16 protein-coding genes are annotated in these 15,080 nt (G+C 67.4%); 2 read left to right on the top strand and 14 right to left on the bottom strand.

The annotated features are described in order from the left end of the window. Positions 1-18 precede the first annotated feature (18 nt). The 5 genes from R3E10_19535 to R3E10_19515 all read right to left on the bottom strand — a co-directional run bounded on the left by R3E10_19535 (position 19) and on the right by R3E10_19515 (position 5,946). Positions 19-2,634: a serine/threonine-protein kinase gene (locus R3E10_19535; protein MEZ4417956.1), complete on the bottom strand. Its 2,616-nt coding sequence runs from the start codon at positions 2,632-2,634 to the stop codon at positions 19-21. A gap of 70 nt (positions 2,635-2,704) precedes the next feature. Then, positions 2,705-3,295 (bottom strand): ECF-type sigma factor, encoded by a 591-nt coding sequence (locus tag R3E10_19530; GenBank protein ID MEZ4417955.1) that lies wholly within the window; start codon positions 3,293-3,295, stop codon positions 2,705-2,707. Between the two features lie 41 nt (positions 3,296-3,336). Further along, positions 3,337-4,947: a beta-N-acetylhexosaminidase gene (locus R3E10_19525; protein ID MEZ4417954.1), complete on the bottom strand. Its 1,611-nt coding sequence runs from the start codon at positions 4,945-4,947 to the stop codon at positions 3,337-3,339. Positions 4,948-4,997: 50 nt separating this feature from the next. Then, positions 4,998-5,309, bottom strand: a complete 312-nt coding sequence (locus R3E10_19520; protein MEZ4417953.1) for a YhbY family RNA-binding protein — start codon at positions 5,307-5,309, stop codon at positions 4,998-5,000. Positions 5,310-5,412: 103 nt separating this feature from the next. Further along, entirely contained in the window at positions 5,413-5,946 is a 534-nt protein-coding gene (locus R3E10_19515) for a hypothetical protein (protein ID MEZ4417952.1), read from the bottom strand. Between the two features lie 236 nt (positions 5,947-6,182). Between R3E10_19515 and R3E10_19510 the strand changes: the two genes are divergently transcribed. Then, a complete protein-coding gene (locus R3E10_19510; protein MEZ4417951.1) occupies positions 6,183-7,319 on the top strand; it encodes a 6-bladed beta-propeller in 1,137 nt (378 codons plus the stop codon). Positions 7,320-7,328: 9 nt separating this feature from the next. Here R3E10_19510 and R3E10_19505 read toward each other — a convergent pair whose 3' ends face one another. The 7 genes from R3E10_19505 to R3E10_19475 form a co-directional block, all read right to left on the bottom strand. Beyond that, a complete protein-coding gene (locus R3E10_19505) occupies positions 7,329-8,039 on the bottom strand; it encodes a hypothetical protein (GenBank protein ID MEZ4417950.1) in 711 nt (236 codons plus the stop codon). Between the two features lies 1 nt (position 8,040). Next, positions 8,041-9,231: a TRAP transporter substrate-binding protein gene (locus R3E10_19500; GenBank protein MEZ4417949.1), complete on the bottom strand. Its 1,191-nt coding sequence runs from the start codon at positions 9,229-9,231 to the stop codon at positions 8,041-8,043. Between the two features lie 101 nt (positions 9,232-9,332). Next, positions 9,333-9,602, bottom strand: coding sequence for a hypothetical protein (locus R3E10_19495; GenBank protein MEZ4417948.1), 270 nt, complete (start codon positions 9,600-9,602; stop codon positions 9,333-9,335). 211 nt (positions 9,603-9,813) lie between these two features. Further along, positions 9,814-11,073, bottom strand: coding sequence for a hypothetical protein (locus R3E10_19490; GenBank protein ID MEZ4417947.1), 1,260 nt, complete (start codon positions 11,071-11,073; stop codon positions 9,814-9,816). A gap of 48 nt (positions 11,074-11,121) precedes the next feature. After that, positions 11,122-11,454: a hypothetical protein gene (locus tag R3E10_19485; protein ID MEZ4417946.1), complete on the bottom strand. Its 333-nt coding sequence runs from the start codon at positions 11,452-11,454 to the stop codon at positions 11,122-11,124. Beyond that, positions 11,451-12,149, bottom strand: coding sequence for a VOC family protein (locus R3E10_19480; protein MEZ4417945.1), 699 nt, complete (start codon positions 12,147-12,149; stop codon positions 11,451-11,453). The genes R3E10_19485 and R3E10_19480 overlap by 4 nt, the downstream gene beginning before the upstream one ends. Next, complete coding sequence (locus R3E10_19475) at positions 12,149-12,385, bottom strand: DUF2164 domain-containing protein (GenBank protein ID MEZ4417944.1); 237 nt, start codon at positions 12,383-12,385, stop codon at positions 12,149-12,151. The genes R3E10_19480 and R3E10_19475 overlap by 1 nt, the downstream gene beginning before the upstream one ends. Before the next feature lie 194 nt (positions 12,386-12,579). On the opposite strand from R3E10_19475, the gene R3E10_19470 reads away from it, so the two are divergent. Further along, on the top strand, positions 12,580-13,383 hold the full coding sequence (locus R3E10_19470) for a DUF1080 domain-containing protein (GenBank protein ID MEZ4417943.1): 804 nt from the start codon (positions 12,580-12,582) through the stop codon (positions 13,381-13,383). A gap of 31 nt (positions 13,384-13,414) precedes the next feature. On the opposite strand, the gene R3E10_19465 is transcribed toward R3E10_19470, so the two are convergent. Both R3E10_19465 and R3E10_19460 read right to left on the bottom strand, forming a co-directional pair. Beyond that, complete coding sequence (locus R3E10_19465; GenBank protein MEZ4417942.1) at positions 13,415-14,038, bottom strand: outer membrane beta-barrel protein; 624 nt, start codon at positions 14,036-14,038, stop codon at positions 13,415-13,417. A gap of 122 nt (positions 14,039-14,160) precedes the next feature. Further along, entirely contained in the window at positions 14,161-14,916 is a 756-nt protein-coding gene (locus R3E10_19460; GenBank protein ID MEZ4417941.1) for a carboxypeptidase regulatory-like domain-containing protein, read from the bottom strand. Positions 14,917-15,080 lie beyond the last annotated feature (164 nt).

Genomic DNA, 15,080 nt, shown 5'->3' with positions numbered 1-15,080 from the left:
GCCGCGCCAGCCCTCTGATCAACCAGGAGGCGCTTCGCTCAGCGCTTGCCAGCGAGCAGCCTCGGTCTGGTTGCCCAACCCCTCGTAGAAGAGCGCGAGGGACCGCGCGGTCGCGCGGGTTTCCACCCCGCCGTCCTCGAGACTCTTCGCGGCCTCGTAGACGTCGAGTAGCAGTGGCTCGGCCTCGCTGGTACGCCTCTGGTCCGCCAGGCTCAGGGCAAGCCCGCGCCGCGCGTTCAGCACCCTGGGATGCGTGGGCGGGAAGATCGCCTCCAGGGAGCGGAGTGACTCACGGTAGAGCGCCTCTGCTCGGAGTGCATCGCCCTGGCGCCGGCGCAAGTCGGCGAGGGTGCCGGTGGTGACGGCCGTGCCAGGATGATCCGGGCCGTTCGCACTCAGTTCCAGATCACGCGCCTCCACGATCAGCGAATCGGCGCCCGCCAGATCGCCCAGCTTCATCCGGAATGCGCCGTAGTCGTGCAGTGCGATCGCGAGGCTAGGGTCCGCGGCTCCGCGCCCTCGCCGCGAGTGGTCGATGGCCTCGCGGTACAGTGAATCAGCTTCCACTGCCCTTCCCTTGGCCTCCAGAACACTCGCCAGGGTCTTGATCGTCCCGCCGATCTCCGGGTAGTCCGGTCCCAGCGCCCGACGCATCGCCTCGATCGCCTCGCGAAGCAAGGGCTCGGCCTCGTCATATCGTTCGGCCCGGTTCAGGATCAACGCCAGGTTCTGCGAGATGACAGCCACATTGGGGTGGTCTGGCCCCAGGGCGGCTCGATTCATCTCGAGTGACTGACGCATGGTCTCGGCTGCCCGATCGACTTTGCCCTGCCGGTACTGCAGAGCCCCGAGAAGATTGAGATCGTCGGCGATCTTCAGCGAGTCTTCCAGCACGTGGCGCCGTACCTCGATCGCGGCCTGGAGCATGGTTTCGGCCTCCGGCAACCGGTCCTGCGTGACCAGCGCGGCCGCCAGCTGCACGCGCAACTGCGCCACCTCTGCCGAGCGCTCTCCATGAAGGGCCACCATCCGGGGGATGGCTAGACGGTACGTCTCTTCTGCCGCGGCGGCGTCGCCCGACATCTGGAGGACGCGTGCCAGGTCTCCGAGTGCTTTGGTCACCTCCGGGCTCTGCTCGCCCTTGGTGACGCGGTATCCCGCGACGGAGGCGTTCATGAGTGCGAGTGCGGGATCGTACAGGCCCAGACCCTCGTGCACCGCACCGAGCACGTTCTGCATGCGTGCCTTGAGCTCCGGCTGGTCGGCCAGATCCGTGTCCAGCCGATCCACGGCGCGATCCAGAAAGGCCTGGATGCGTAACGTATCCAGGCGCTCGCTGGAGCGCTGAAAGGGATTGGCCGCGTTGAACAGGTTGACCAGAAACCCGCTCACGGACTCGGCCAGGTCGCGCTCGGCACGGGCCACCTGCGCTTGGTGCAGGGCGACGCCAAGGCCGCCCACCAGCCCCATCACGGCCGCCGTACCGGCGACGACCGCGATGCGGTTCCGGCCCACGAACTTTCGTGCGCGATAGGCGAAGGAGGGGGCGCGCGCGGTGATGGGCTGCCCGGTCCGGAAGCGCGTGAGATCCTCCAGAAGGGCAGCGGCGGTGGGATACCTCTGCTCTGCCTCCGGGCGGAGCGCTTTCAGGACGATCGTGTCGAGATCGCCCTTCAGTTGACGGCGGAGGCGCGGTGGGTCACTGTCGCGCAGCCCCGCCACTTCGACGGTGGTCGCCGCAGTCGAGGGAGTGGGCAGGCCGGACCCCGACGGCCGCGTCCCCACCAGCAGATGGTGGAGCATGACGCCTAGGGCATACACGTCCGCGGCGGTCGAGAGAGCCTCACCGCGGAGTTGTTCCGGAGCCGCGTACTCGGGCGTGAGCAGCCGTTGATCGAGACGCGTGAGCGGGTCGTCCGCGGTGGACTCCTCGGACTCCATCAGCTTCGCGATGCCGAAGTCCAGTAGTTTGACCTCTTGCTCGTCGGTGACCAGCACGTTGGAGGGCTTGAGATCGCGGTGGATCACGAGCTTGCGGTGCGCGTACTCGACCGCCGCCACCACCTGCTCGAACAGGCGCAGCCGGGCGGGAATGGACAGTCGCAGGCGGTCGCAGTACGTGTGGATGGGCTCCCCTCGTACCAGCTCCATGGCCAGGAAGGGGAGTCCCGCCTCCGTGACCCCGGCGTCGTAGAGTCGCGCGATGTGCGGGTGCTCGAGGCCTGCCAGGATCTGCCGCTCTCGTCCGAAGCGGCGGACGATGTCCGCTCGACTTCCGGCGGCGAGCACCAGTTTGAGCGCCACCTCGCGCGTGTACTGGCCGTCGTCCCGTTCGGCTCGGTACACCGTTCCCATGCCGCCCCGTCCGATCTCTTCCAGCACACGATAGGGGCCGGCCCGCTCGGGGACGGGTTCGCCAGGTGCTTCCTCATCCAAGAGGTCCAGCAGATCGTCGAAGGTCGCATCCAACACCGGGTCGCCCGCCGTGTCGGCGGCGAGCAGGCTCTGCACCTCGGCGCGGAGCTCCGAGTCCGCACCGGCCACGCGCTCGAGGAACGCAGTCCGGGCTTCTGGTGGCTGCTCCAGAGCATCCAGATACACGTCCTGGATCTGTTGCCAGCGGTCGGGCTCCATCGGCCTCGGCGCCTCCGTGGAGGGTGGTTGAGCGCTCCCTGGTCTCTAGCGGATCTGCGCTTCGAGGAGATCAGGCCTGGGCCATCTCGCGAGCCAGCCAAGCACGTGCCGCGCTCCAGTCGCGCTTGACGGTCGGCTCCGAGATCGCGAGCGCTTGCGCCGTTTCCTCGACGGACATGCCCGCAAAGAACCGGCATTCGACGACGCGCGCCTGACGCGGGCTCATCGCCTCCAGCTTCATCAACGCCGCGTCCAGCGCCAGGATCCGCTCGGGTTCCACGCTGACCGCATCCGTGCCGAGCGCACCTGCCACGGCTTCTTCGAGGGGAAGATCCACCTTGCCTCCGCCGCGCTTGAGGGTGCTGCGGCGCTCGGCTGCCCGCACCAGCACCTGCCGCATGGCGCGAGCGGCGACGCCCATGAAGTGGGAGCGCCCCTGCCAGGCCAACCCCTGCGACGGCAGCAGACGGAGATACGCCTCGTGCACCAGGGCAGTGGTGTTCAGCGTCTCTGAGGCTCGACCCCGACGAACGAGCCGGGCCAGGCCCCTCAACTCGTCATAGACCACGCGAAAGACGCGGTCGAACGCCTCGCCGTCGCCGGACGAAGCGGACTCGAGGAGACGCGTGACCTCCTCGGGCGGGGGTGGCCGGGATGTCATCGATGCGCTGCGAAGCGTGAGGGACGTCGAAGCTCGACCGTCTACAGAATAGGGGCCCAGGGGACGAGCGGCGAGCGCGCGAAGTTCAGACCCAGAGCCGTCCAGCGAGGAGCCTGGGCGCCCAGTCGCAGCCGGTACTCGTGCCAGGAGCGACGCGCTGGGGCCGACCAGCCCAGCTCGGCGACGCCGGCCAGCTTGGGAAACGCCATGTACTCGAAGTCCGAGAGGGTGCCCAAGGTCTCCGACCAGAGCGGTGCCTCGACCCCGACGACAGACTCGGCGGGGAGCCCTGCGAAGACCTCCGAGACCTCCCAGTCGTAGGCACGACGGACGTCCACGACGCCTGCCCACGTCAGACCCAGCACGGTCGTGACGTCGTACTTCATGTCCAGATAGAGCCGGTCGGCGGGCGAGAGCAGGACCTGGCTTCCAGAAGCGGCCGCGCGGAGCAGGTCCTCACGAAAGCGTGTGGCGGCCGCTGCGGTGGCCGTGTCATCGGCCGCCTCGCCATCCCGCCTCCAAAGGGGGCGCCACACCTGTACGATGGATCCGGGCCGCAGGGGTGCCGAAGCGACCTCGTCCCAGCCGACGAGTCGCTTGCCATGCGACGCAACGATCGCTTGTACGCGCTCGATGAAACCAGCGTACTCGTCGTCGCTGATGGTCCGGACCTCGTCGCCCCCCACGTGAAACCACGCACCGGTGGTGTGGGCGCTGATCTCACCGATCACGTCGTCCAGGAACTGGTACGTCACTTCCTTGGACGGGCACAGTGCGCTGAATCCCACCTCTGTGCCCGTGTACAGCGGTGGAGCCACGCCGTCGCAGTTCAACTCGGGGACCGAAGCGAGCGCGGCGTTGGTGTGCCCCGGCATGTCGATCTCCGGCACGATGGTGACGAAGTGCTCATCCGCATAGCGCACCAGAGCCGCGTATTCCGCGGTGGTGTAGAAACCGCCTCCACGACCTCCGACCTCCGTACTGGCGCCCTGCTCCGTGAGCGCGGGCCAACTCGGTATCTCGATGCGCCAACCCTGGTCGTCCGCCAGGTGCAGGTGCAGGCGGTTGAGCTTGTAGAGCGCCATCCAATCGATGAAGCGCTCTACATCCTCGGGCGGCAGGAAATGCCGTGAGACGTCGAGCATCGCTCCGCGCCAGGCGTAGCGCGGCCGATCCACGACGCGCAGGGCGGGCACGGGCAGAGGTCGCACATGGGCGGCGCTGTACTCGACCAGCGGCGGCAGGAGGTGTCGAAGGGTCTGTACACCGTAGAACAGCCCCGCGACGCCTCCACCCTGGATGACGATCTCATCTGGCGTGACGTTCAACGCGTAGCCTTCGCTCCCCAGCGAATCGGGAGCACCCTGCAACGTCAGGCGGATCCGCGGGGTGGCCCCGTCCGCGGGTGCGTCCACCACGGGTGGCTGCGTCTCGATGGTGTTCCCGATCAGTGCCGACAGGAGCTCGCCGATGCGGCGCACCTGGGCATCGCCGGCGTCGATCACAATCCAGGTGCTGTCGGACACCTGGACGGGCTCTCCCCCCGCACGCTCGACCGATAGGGGGTTGGGGATGATCGAATGGACGCTTCCCGGTGGCTCGCACGCGACCTGCAGGACCGATAGCGCGAAGACCGCGCCGGCGACCAACATTCGCGAGCGACTGTGGGCCGAGGAACGCCGTGCGGCCCGACGCCCTGCCATCAGGAGCTGCGCCGGCTGGTGTCGTCCTCTTCTGGCAGGGGGCGGTATAGCACCACCACGCGGCCGATCGTCTGCACAACCTCGGCGCCCTCGATCCGCTCCGCGATCTGGTCTCCGGTGTCGTAGGCGCTGTCCGGCGCGGTCTCCAACACCTTCACCTTGAGCAGCTCGCGGGTGTTGAACGCCTCGCGCAGGCTCTTCAACACGGCCGGAGTCAAGCCGCCAGCGCCTACGTGCTGGACGGGCTCCAGCCCGTGGGCCTGAGACCGCAGTTGTGCGCGTTCCTTGGACGTCAGCCGGGGTTCGGTCATGGGTTCGGTCGTAGGGGAAGGGCGTAGTCAGACCGGACGCTAGGCTGCGAGGGTCTGTTCGGCCAGGCCTGGGGGCCCCTCCGCCAGGTGGGGGGGAGGTGGCTCAGGGAGCGTCGGCTTGTCGTTGGTCGCGGATCCGCTTGCTGAGTGCATGCGGGTCCTCGTCGAGAAACGCGCGCGCCTGCGCGCGGATCGCCTCCTCCAGGTCCGCCCCGGTGAGGCAGGTGACGCGCCCGTTCGCGTCCGCGACGAAACCACCATCCAGGTCACACCACGGCTGCAGCGACCTTGGGTGATCGAGAGGGCTCACAGCCACTTCATGGATGCGAGAGACCGCCACGGTCGGTGATACCGCTCCGGTCAGGAGCGCGCGGGCCACGGCCCGGGCGAGCGCCAACGCATCGTCGACCGCGTCGGGTGCGGAAAGGGCCAGCTCCTTCAGGACGAGGTCGAAACAAGCCTCGACGTCTTCCGTGTCATCCGCGAGGGACAGACCGGCGAGCCGACGCAGATGGGGCGTGTCGTATCCGGCGACCAGCAGATCGGTTCCCCAGTCGATCAGGCAGAGTCCGCGCGGCTTACGGCCGGAGGCCAGCGCGTCATAGAGCGGATCGAGAGGGGACGGGTCGGGCGCCATGGTCGTCGCAGGGTTCAGGGCCCCGATGGTCGCTGGAGCCGACGCACTATGAGCCCAGGCGACGGCCCACACAAGCGTTCCCGGCTGGCCTTCCCCCTGGAGCTGGTGGTACCGTGGGGGGTGCGCAGCTCACCCGCAGATGGGGGACGTCCATGAGATGGCTTGCCCTGTGCCTGTTCGTCGGAGGCTCACTCGCCAGCTGCTCGACGCACTCTCGCGAGGACCAGAGTGCGGGGATGACGCGTGATACGCTTCCGGGCGGGATCCCTCGACTACGTTACGAACGGCTCGACACCGCCACCTCCCTGACACCGGACCTGAAGATCGGCTCGATCGAGGGCGGGCAGGCCACCGTGTTTGGCGCCGTGAAAGGGATCGAGGCCGACCGCTTGGGGAACATCTACATCCTGGATGGTCAGGCGTCCGAGATCCGCGTATTCGATCCCTCGGGTGTCTACCTTCGCACGATCGCGTCCCCGGGCGAAGGACCGGGTGAACTCACCGCGGCCAACGGCATGATCCTGATGGGAGACAGCCTTCTCTGGGTACAGGACCATGGCAAGTGGATGATGTTGGCGCTCAGCACGGACGGCCAGGAGCGCCGACGCGTCCCGATGGTTGTGCGTTCGTACGGCTACGCATGGACGGGCACGGTGGACGAACGAGGCCGTCATTGGAAGCCGGCGTCTCACTCGGACGTCGAGCCCGTGTTTCCGCCGCCAGAGGGGTTACAGACCACCACCTACCGTCGCTTTCTCAAGTGGTACGATCCGCCGAGCGAGGCTACAGACTCCGTGGACCTGGGGCCGATGGTGGTTCGGACCTACGTGATTTCGCGTGGGCGGGGCGCCGCCTACTGGCCGATCCCCCACGACCCCTTGGCCGCTGTGGTGGTCGATCCAGGGGGAGGTTTCTGGCGTTCCGACGATCTGGCGTACCGACTCGTCCGCTTGAGCGAATCTGGAGACACCACGCTCGTGGTCGAGGTCGGAGCTACGCAGCTACGGACGACCGCGGTGGATCGAGAGCGGTTCGTGGAGGGCGTGGCAGGCAGACGACCCGAAAGCCGCAGGGAGGCGGAGCAGGTCGCCGACTTCATCCCCGAGCTCAGGCCCTGGATCCTGGGCCTTGGCGTGGACGATCGTGGGCGGGTCTGGGTGGATCGTGTCATGAACTCCGAGACGGCGCATCACTATGACGTGTTCGAGCGCGATGGACGGCTGGTAGGATCGGTGGAGCTCGACGTGGGCCAGTTTGCCTACGTACCGATCCGCGTGCGGAGCGGGCACCTCTACTCGGTCGTCACCGACTCACTCGATGTCCAGTATGTGGTCCGCGTACCGCTGCCGCAGGCTTTCCGGACCGCTTCGTGAGGCCGCGCCTCAGAACAACAGGTGCAGTCGCAGCACGCCCCAACCGATGTGCCAGAGTCCGTAGTACATGACTCGGAAGGCGTACACCGTGACGAAGTCGTAGCGACGGAACAACTCCATCTGGATCAGGTTGAACGCCAGGATGTGGAGACCCGTGGTCCACTCGAACAGGGACGGCGCACTGCCCGCGGCGGCCAGCCGCACCTGGTAGAGCGGCTCCAAGGTGGCGGTGATTCCCAAGGACACGCCCAGCAGAGTGGAGCGGGTGACTCGCCCGCGCAGGGGGGCGAGCGCCCCCAGCAGCACGGCCAGGGGCAGCACGTGGAACAGCGCCTCCACCACGAAGGCGATGGCCGGGTAGAACGCCAGTGCCACTGGTACCGGCACATTGGTATCCTCGGGGAACCGTCCCACCAGGTCGAGGACGATCGCCACCGCGGTCATGGTGCTCGCGAGCCCCAGAACGAGAGGCCACCGCCGCGGATGGGCGCTGTGGCGGTACAGCCTGAGCCATCCCGCCAGTTCGAGGTACCGGAGCGCCAAAAGCGCGCCTCCGACACAGACGACGACAACGAGCAGGGGAGGCACGTCGCCGAAGAAACGCGAGAACGACGCGTCGCCGGCGACGACCAGCGTGGCGCTCAGGCCGAGCACCGTGAGCGCGAGTCCACCGAAGACCCGCTGGGGCGAGACTCCGCGGCGTGGCTCGCCGCGGCTCATCCTACCGTTGTCGGAACGCGAACTCGGCGTAGGCCAGCTCCGTGGTGCCGAACCAGGCGAACGACGCGTCGCGGAAGCGCTTCCATTGCTCGTAGACCTCGCGATAGGTGGCGTCTGCTGCCGCGCTCTCCTCCAGCATCTCTTCGGTCGCGGCCTGGGCCACATTCATGATCTCAGGCGAGAACTGGCGGAGCTGGACGCCGCCCTGCACCAGTCGCGTCAGTGCCGCGGGATTGCGAGCGTCGTAGGCCGCCTGCAACTCCTGGCGCACGGCTTTGCAGGCCACCTGCAACGCGGCCTGGTAGTCAGAGGGCAGCGCATCCCAAGCCTGCCGGTTGATGACACAACTCACCTCCGGGCCCGGCTCCCACCAGCCCGGGTAGTAGTAGTAGGTGGCGGCGTCCTGCAGGCCCAGGCGCTCGTCGTCCGCCGGGCCCACCCACTCGGCTGCGTCGATGGCACCCCGTTCCAACGCCGCGAACAGCTCTCCCGCCGCGATGTTCTGGACACCGACACCGATGCGGTCCATCACCAGCCCACCGAGGCCCGGAATGCGCATCTTGAGGCCACGCAGGTCCGCGGCGGTGCTGATTTCGCGGCGGAACCAACCTCCCATCTGCGCGCCGGTGTTGCCCATCGAGAAGTTGATGATGTTGAAATCGCCGTAGATGCGCTGTATGAGCTCGAGGCCACCTCCCTCCATCAGCCAGGCGCTCTGCTGGCGGGCCGTGAACCCGAACGGCACACACGTGTCGAACGCCAGCGCCGGGTTCTTGCCCGTGTAGTAGTAGCTGGGCGTCTGCCCGCACTGCACCGATCCCTGTTGTACGGCGTCCATCACCTCCAACCCGGGCACGAGCTCGCCGGAGGGGTAGGGGCGCAGGGTGAAGCGACCTCCAGTCAGCTCGGAGAGATGGCGGGCAAAGGACTCCGCCGATCCCCAGAGGGTGTCGAGTGTGCGCGGATAGCTGGAGACCATCCGCCACTGCACGCGCTGACCGGTCTGCACGGCCGGCGCACCCTCGACCTCGCCGGATTCGTTCCCTCCGCACGCCGCCGCGCTGGCGGCGGCCAGACCCGCGGCGGCCCTGGTCACGAAGGCGCGGCGGCCCAAGCCCCCGGACGGACCTGCGACGGGCGTGTCGTCGTCCACGGCAGAGGGCGTGAGGCGGGGTGTGGGCGACTCGGTCATGGCGCGGTCCCGGGGAGAGGGGGCGTCGGAGGCCTCGTCCGAGAGGCCGCGGGAACGCTCATTCTGCGCGGGCAGCGGCGGTGGGGAAAGGGAAGCGGGGCCTACTCGGTCTCTTCTCCGCTGAAGCGGGCTATGAGGACCCACATCTGGTCGGTGATGCCATGCTCCACGCACAGGTCGCGCAAAGGACCCGGCTCCACGGGGACTGGCTCTGCCCGCAGCATGAGCACATCCACATCGATCTCCCCTCGGTCCGTTCCCCGCAGAATGAGCTGCTGCTCCCGCGAGAGGCCTTTTGTCAGGTCCGGAGGGAGTCGTCGGAGCGGAACCGGATCTCCCGCCGGCGGGGAGGGAATCGGAGCGTGAATCACCGGCTGCCCAGGTGCCAACCCTTGTCGGCTCTGGACCAACGGGACGAGGTCGCCGAAGGACGGAGTCGGTCGCAGGATTCCCGCGATCCCCTCCTCTTCACCTGCTGGGAATCGCCCAACCAGATCAGCGAGGTGGGTGGAGCCTCGCCACAGGGAGTAGCGTGCGTGGTGGTCTTGGGGTTCCGCCTCGGCGCCGGCGCTCACGCGTGGCTCAGTGCCTTTCGAGCGGAAACACACGTACCGACTCCACCTCGAGTTCGTCCGCCCACACACCGATGAATGCGTCCTCCGTGATGACGGGCTGCGGCAGGGGCCACAAGCCTGCGGGGACCAAGACCGTTCCTCCAAACACTCCATCGGGCGTGAACACGTCATAGGTCAAGTCGCCCGATAAAGTGCCCAGATTGCGCTGCACCCAGAGATAGCCGAGGTCATCGATGTGCAGCGCCTCGAACCAAGGCAGTGTCTCGGGGACGGCCATGCTCGCCCAGGCACGTTCCAACTCCGGAAGCTGCCCCTGTGTCCAGGACGCATTGCGTTGCTGATCCTTCCACGCCTCGATCCACTCCGCACGCACAGGGATCTCGGGAAGCGCACGGCGGACGACCTGCCGCAATGCGCCGCTGCCGTCGAAGATGTCGATCGAGTACACCGCGTTGTCACCGGTCGCGTAGCGGGGGTCGGCCATGCCGCCAGCGGCGACCGCCGAAAAGCGGGCGAACGGGGGGACGACCGAGAGCCGCCGATCGCCCTCCCCCTTGTACTCCTGCTCGATCCCCAGATACCAGCCCAAGAGAATGGGTGCGGCTCCGCCCGCCGGAATCAGCGCGGTGCCTTGATCGGGTCGATACAGGCCGACGGGGGAACCACCGCCGCGGAATCGGCCTACAAGGGCGAGCATCGATCGATCAGGTAGCGGGAACACCGGTTGTAGGCCCGTCCCTGACCCCAACGCGTTCGGCGCGGGAAAAGGGCTGGTTGTGACTAAGCTCCCGTCCGCGAGGAATGTGTGCATCCTCAACCGGTCGAAGGCGAGAATCGTGTCTGGAGGCACGACCGCCACCGCGAACGCCCGCTCGAACTCTCCAGGGCCCTGACCTGCCCCTCCCAAGGTGACGAGCCGTTCTCCGTTGCCTGAGTACACCCTGACCTCAGAGGCACCCGCGAGCGAGACCACGAGGCGGCCGTCGGGCGCCCGAGCGAGTCCGGCGACTTGCCAGAGTTGCTCCTCCTCGGGCGCTCCGGATCCGCCCAACACCAGCGCCGGATCGGGCCCGAGCCTCCATTCCTCGCCTTCGTGCCAGGCGGGCGCGACTGACGTGACGATGCGCACGCCGGCGCTGTCCTGAACCTCGAACGTCTCGGCCGGAGGGGCTTGGCCCCCGCACGCCGCAACGAGCAGGACGGAGCTGCTCAACGCCCGGCCCACGCAGTGCGTTGCCCTTCCGCCACCCATCCATGTCGAACCCATGTGACGCTCCTGCAGAAGGCGAACCGAGAGAGAAGTCAGCTGATGAACTCACGGCACGTCCACGGCCAGATGAATCCTCTCGCCGGGGCCTCCGCTCTGCTCCGCCTCGGTCCGTCCATTCACCCGGATGCGGGCCAAGGAAACTGCGCCCTCGACGCTGGAAGGAGTCGCCACCAGCGCGACGGTGACGCCGGAGAAGACCGAAGCACGCGCCGTCCAGGGACCGATCACATCCACCTCCATGGCCTCGCTCCCGAAGCTGTACGCCACGCGGCACTGATCGCAGCGGACCTCGAAGAGGATATTTCCGGGAGTGAGATCCGGGACCCCGGTTCCGCGCACCCGGGGTGTGATGCTGGAAAGCCCCGTGCTGAGCGTCAACCCTCCATGAGCGCGAAGGCCGCCCCCTGGGCGTCCTCACAGCCGGCTACACGCACGCCGAGGGGTGTACGACTGGGCTCCAATACAGTGCCTCCCTCTGCCAGAACCTGGCTTGCCGCCCGTTCGAGGTCGCCCACGCGAAAGCAGTACAGCCACTGCGTGTGGATGTGAGACTGCCGGGCTGCATCGGTGAAACCGCCGACCGGACCCGTGGGGGGATCCCATGTGAAGGGACGGTGGCGCAAACCGAGCTGAGCGAGGTCTTCCGACTCGCCCAACGTCCACCCGAAGAGGTCTGCATAGACCTCGCTTGCCTGTCGCTCGTCCGTGGAGTGAAGGAGGTGCCACGCCACCGGGTTTGGAGTCGAAGAGGAATGGGCTTGCCCTATCGCGAGGACCGCGCCGAACGGGTCGCGCACCGGGGCATGGCTTGTCCCGTCCGGATCATGGCGCACAGGGCCCAACCGGATTCCGCCCAGCTCGACGATGCGGGTGGCTACGCCTTCCGGGTCGGCCGTGGAGATGTGCCCCAGCCAATGGGGAGGGGCGCCACGGGCCGCGGCTGCTTCGGGGAGCGGTACCGACCGAACGGTGCCGGACCAGAACGAGGGACCGAATACGGCCTGGTAGAATGCACGAGCCGCTTCGACGTCGGTGGTACGGAGGTCGTAGCGGCAGAAGCGGGAGACGCACATCAGAACGCTTCGCTCTGATAGACCTCACCCTCCAGGTCGTCCAGGCACCGTTGCACATAGGCGCGGGCGTCTTGCACGGCTTGGTTGTACACCTGCGGACCGAGTGCCCCCAGGAAGAAGTCGACGAGCTGCGAGGCCCGGAAGGCGCTGATCGGCTCGTCCCACTCTTCCTGGAAAAAGCCCTGGGTCGCTTCGATCAGGCGTTGCCTGCGTGGATCGTCGAGGTCAATAGCCATGGCGAGCGAGTTGGGGTCGTCGGGCGAAGGAAGGGCTACCGGGGCCGCACGCGGCTCCGGCAGGACGCGAGACGGTGCGCCAGGCCACAGTAGGGCCGGGGCGGGGAGGCGGCCAGCGTTGCCCGGGGCGGTGCAGCCCCGCATCCTCGGAGGTCTACTCACTCGACGCTATCCACCCTGGCACCGGTGCTTCCATGTCCCGCTCCGTTTGCGCCATCGGTTTCGTGGCCCTGTGCGTGGTTGCTCCGCGCACAAGGGACCTGCAGGCCCAGCAGGCCGCAGCCAACCTGCCCGATCCGGCCGCCACCGAGGTCTGGGCTCCCGTTCCCCCCGTGGTGACGCCTGGTCCCTACGCGGGCATGGTCGCACCGCCGTCCGACGCGCTGCTCCTGTTCGATGGCACGGGCCTCGATGAATGGGTCTCTGCGGAGGACGGCTCGCCCGCCGGCTGGTCCGTCTCCAACGGCCTGCTCACCGTGGTGAAGTCTGCGGGGAGCATCCGAACCCGCCGCTCCTTCCGGAGCTATCAGCTGCACATCGAGTGGCGGATTCCCCAAGGGGTGACCGGAAGCGGGCAGGAGCGCGGCAACAGCGGCGTGTACCTGACGTTCACGGGTACGCCGCCGGGGGGATACGAGCTGCAGATCGTCGACTCCTACCGGAACGAGACCTACGTCAACGGGATGGCGGGCAGCTTGTACAAGCAGGCCATCCCTCTGGTGAACCCGTCGCGGCCTCCGGGGGAGTGGCAGACCTACGACGTCGTCTGGACAGCGCCATCGTTCGATGCTGCTGGGGCGTTGACGAGCCCTGCGCGAGCCACGGTGCTCTTCAATGGAGTCTTGGTGCAGAACGACTTCGAGTTGCGTGGCGAGACGGTCTACCGGGGTCAGCCGTCCTACCGTGCCCATGGCGCAGCCCCGATCATGCTCCAGGCCCACGGCGACCCGAGCCCGCCGATCAGCTTTCGCAACATCTGGCTGAGGGAGTTGCCCTAGGAGACCCTGGGTGCCCCAGCGCCGCGCGGCCCTAGGGCAGACGCACGCCCAGTCCGGCGGTCATGTAGAACGCGCGGTTCGTGACATCCAGCACGCCCTCGGCGGCGCCCGTGAGAGCCTGATTGAAGAGGGCGCTCAAGGTCAAAGACGTCTGCCCTGTCACGGGAATGCGGATCCCCAGACCCGCAATGGCTCCCACGTCCAGGTCATCGAGAGCGACCTCGATGAACCGGCAGTCTCGTGTCAGTGCCCCGATCGGCTGGAAATCCGGAAGCTGGCACTTGAACTCGATGGCAACTGCCGGGCCGAGCAAGAGGTGTGGGGCGATGCCCTCCGAGTTCGGAAGGAGATTGAGGCGAAGTAGCAGCGGGAACTCGAAGTAGTCGAAGTGCAGGCGCCCGAACTCGTCGCTGGTGTCGAAATCCACGCCCTTCTGCGCGTAGGTGGCACCAAGTTGGATCCCCATTCGATCGGAGATCGGGAGGTCCAGCTGGGCTCCGAAGCGCACACGCGTCACGTGCTGCACGTCGGGGAGCCGATCGCCCGTCGCTGTCGCGATGCTTGCGCCGGCGATGGCGCTGAGCGTGGTTTGGGCGTGAAGACAGACAGGTGTGGAGCAAGCGATCAAAACGGCAAACCAAAACGCCTTCCACATGGACGTTGCCATTCCTGATGCGGGTAGGACCTCCGGGCTCCGCGGTGCTGCAGCGGAGAGGATTCACGCCGAACCTATCGCGTGAGGGCTCCTGTGGGCTAGAGGGACGCCTGCACTGCGGTTCAGCGTCTGCGGGTTTGCAGCAGCAGCGCGCCGCCATTGCCCGCGAGCGTTCCGAACCGGATCGCTGCGTCGGTGGCATTGAGGACCTCCACCGACGCGAACTCGTCCAGACGCAGAGATCTGAGAAACGCGATCGGATTGCCCACATGGACGCCGTCGACGAACACCGCCAGGGGGTCGCAAAAGGGAACGCGCGAGTTGCGCGCCACTGAAGCCGGGGCCAGCCGCGCCACCGGTCTGTTCGACTCGACGCAAACTCCGCTGGCCACCTCGTCCACGGTCGAGAAGCGCCCCTCGCGCACGCGGATGCCCGGGAAGCGGTCTACCGCCTGACCCACGGTTTCTCCCCGTCTCCTGGATGCCTCGAGTTCCTCACCCTCGAGGACGTCGACGCGAGAGGTACGGGCCATGGACCGCCGTGGAGCGTCTCGCGTGCCCTGCACCGCCAGCGAGTCGAGTGGAATGGCGCGGGGCGGAGCCAGCAGACGGAGCTCCACCGCGACGTCTGGCGCCAAGTGCAACTCCGCCATCGGACTGCCGTAGCCCAGGCGTTCCAGCATGAGCAGGCGGTCGCCCGGTGCCAAGGTCAGGAGGAAACGTCCTTGTTGGTCCGTAAGGACGGACGTCCCGTCATCCGCTTCGATGGACGCACCAGAGATCGGCGCACCCGATTCGGCATCGACCAACTGCCCCTGCACACGACTGCGGCCCGCCAAGTCTGAAGTTGCCTGCTCTTCGATCACGACGATCTGCAACGGGGCTACGGCCTCCTGGGTGAGGTCCTGCCCGTGGACTCTGGCGGGGTGGCTGGTCCCCGCGAGGACTCCGGCGAGCAGGAGTCCGCCAACGAGATGTCGCGAGCAAGCGTTCAGGGTCGGAGGCCCGGGAGGAGGAAGTCGGTGCCGAAAGCCATTGATCG

This window comes from Gemmatimonadota bacterium (assembly GCA_041390105.1).
GTDB lineage: Bacteria > Gemmatimonadota > Gemmatimonadetes > Longimicrobiales > Gaopeijiaceae > JAGQIF01.
The sequence above is the reverse complement of the archived record's forward strand: the minus strand, read 5'-3'. Positions and strand labels throughout refer to the sequence as shown.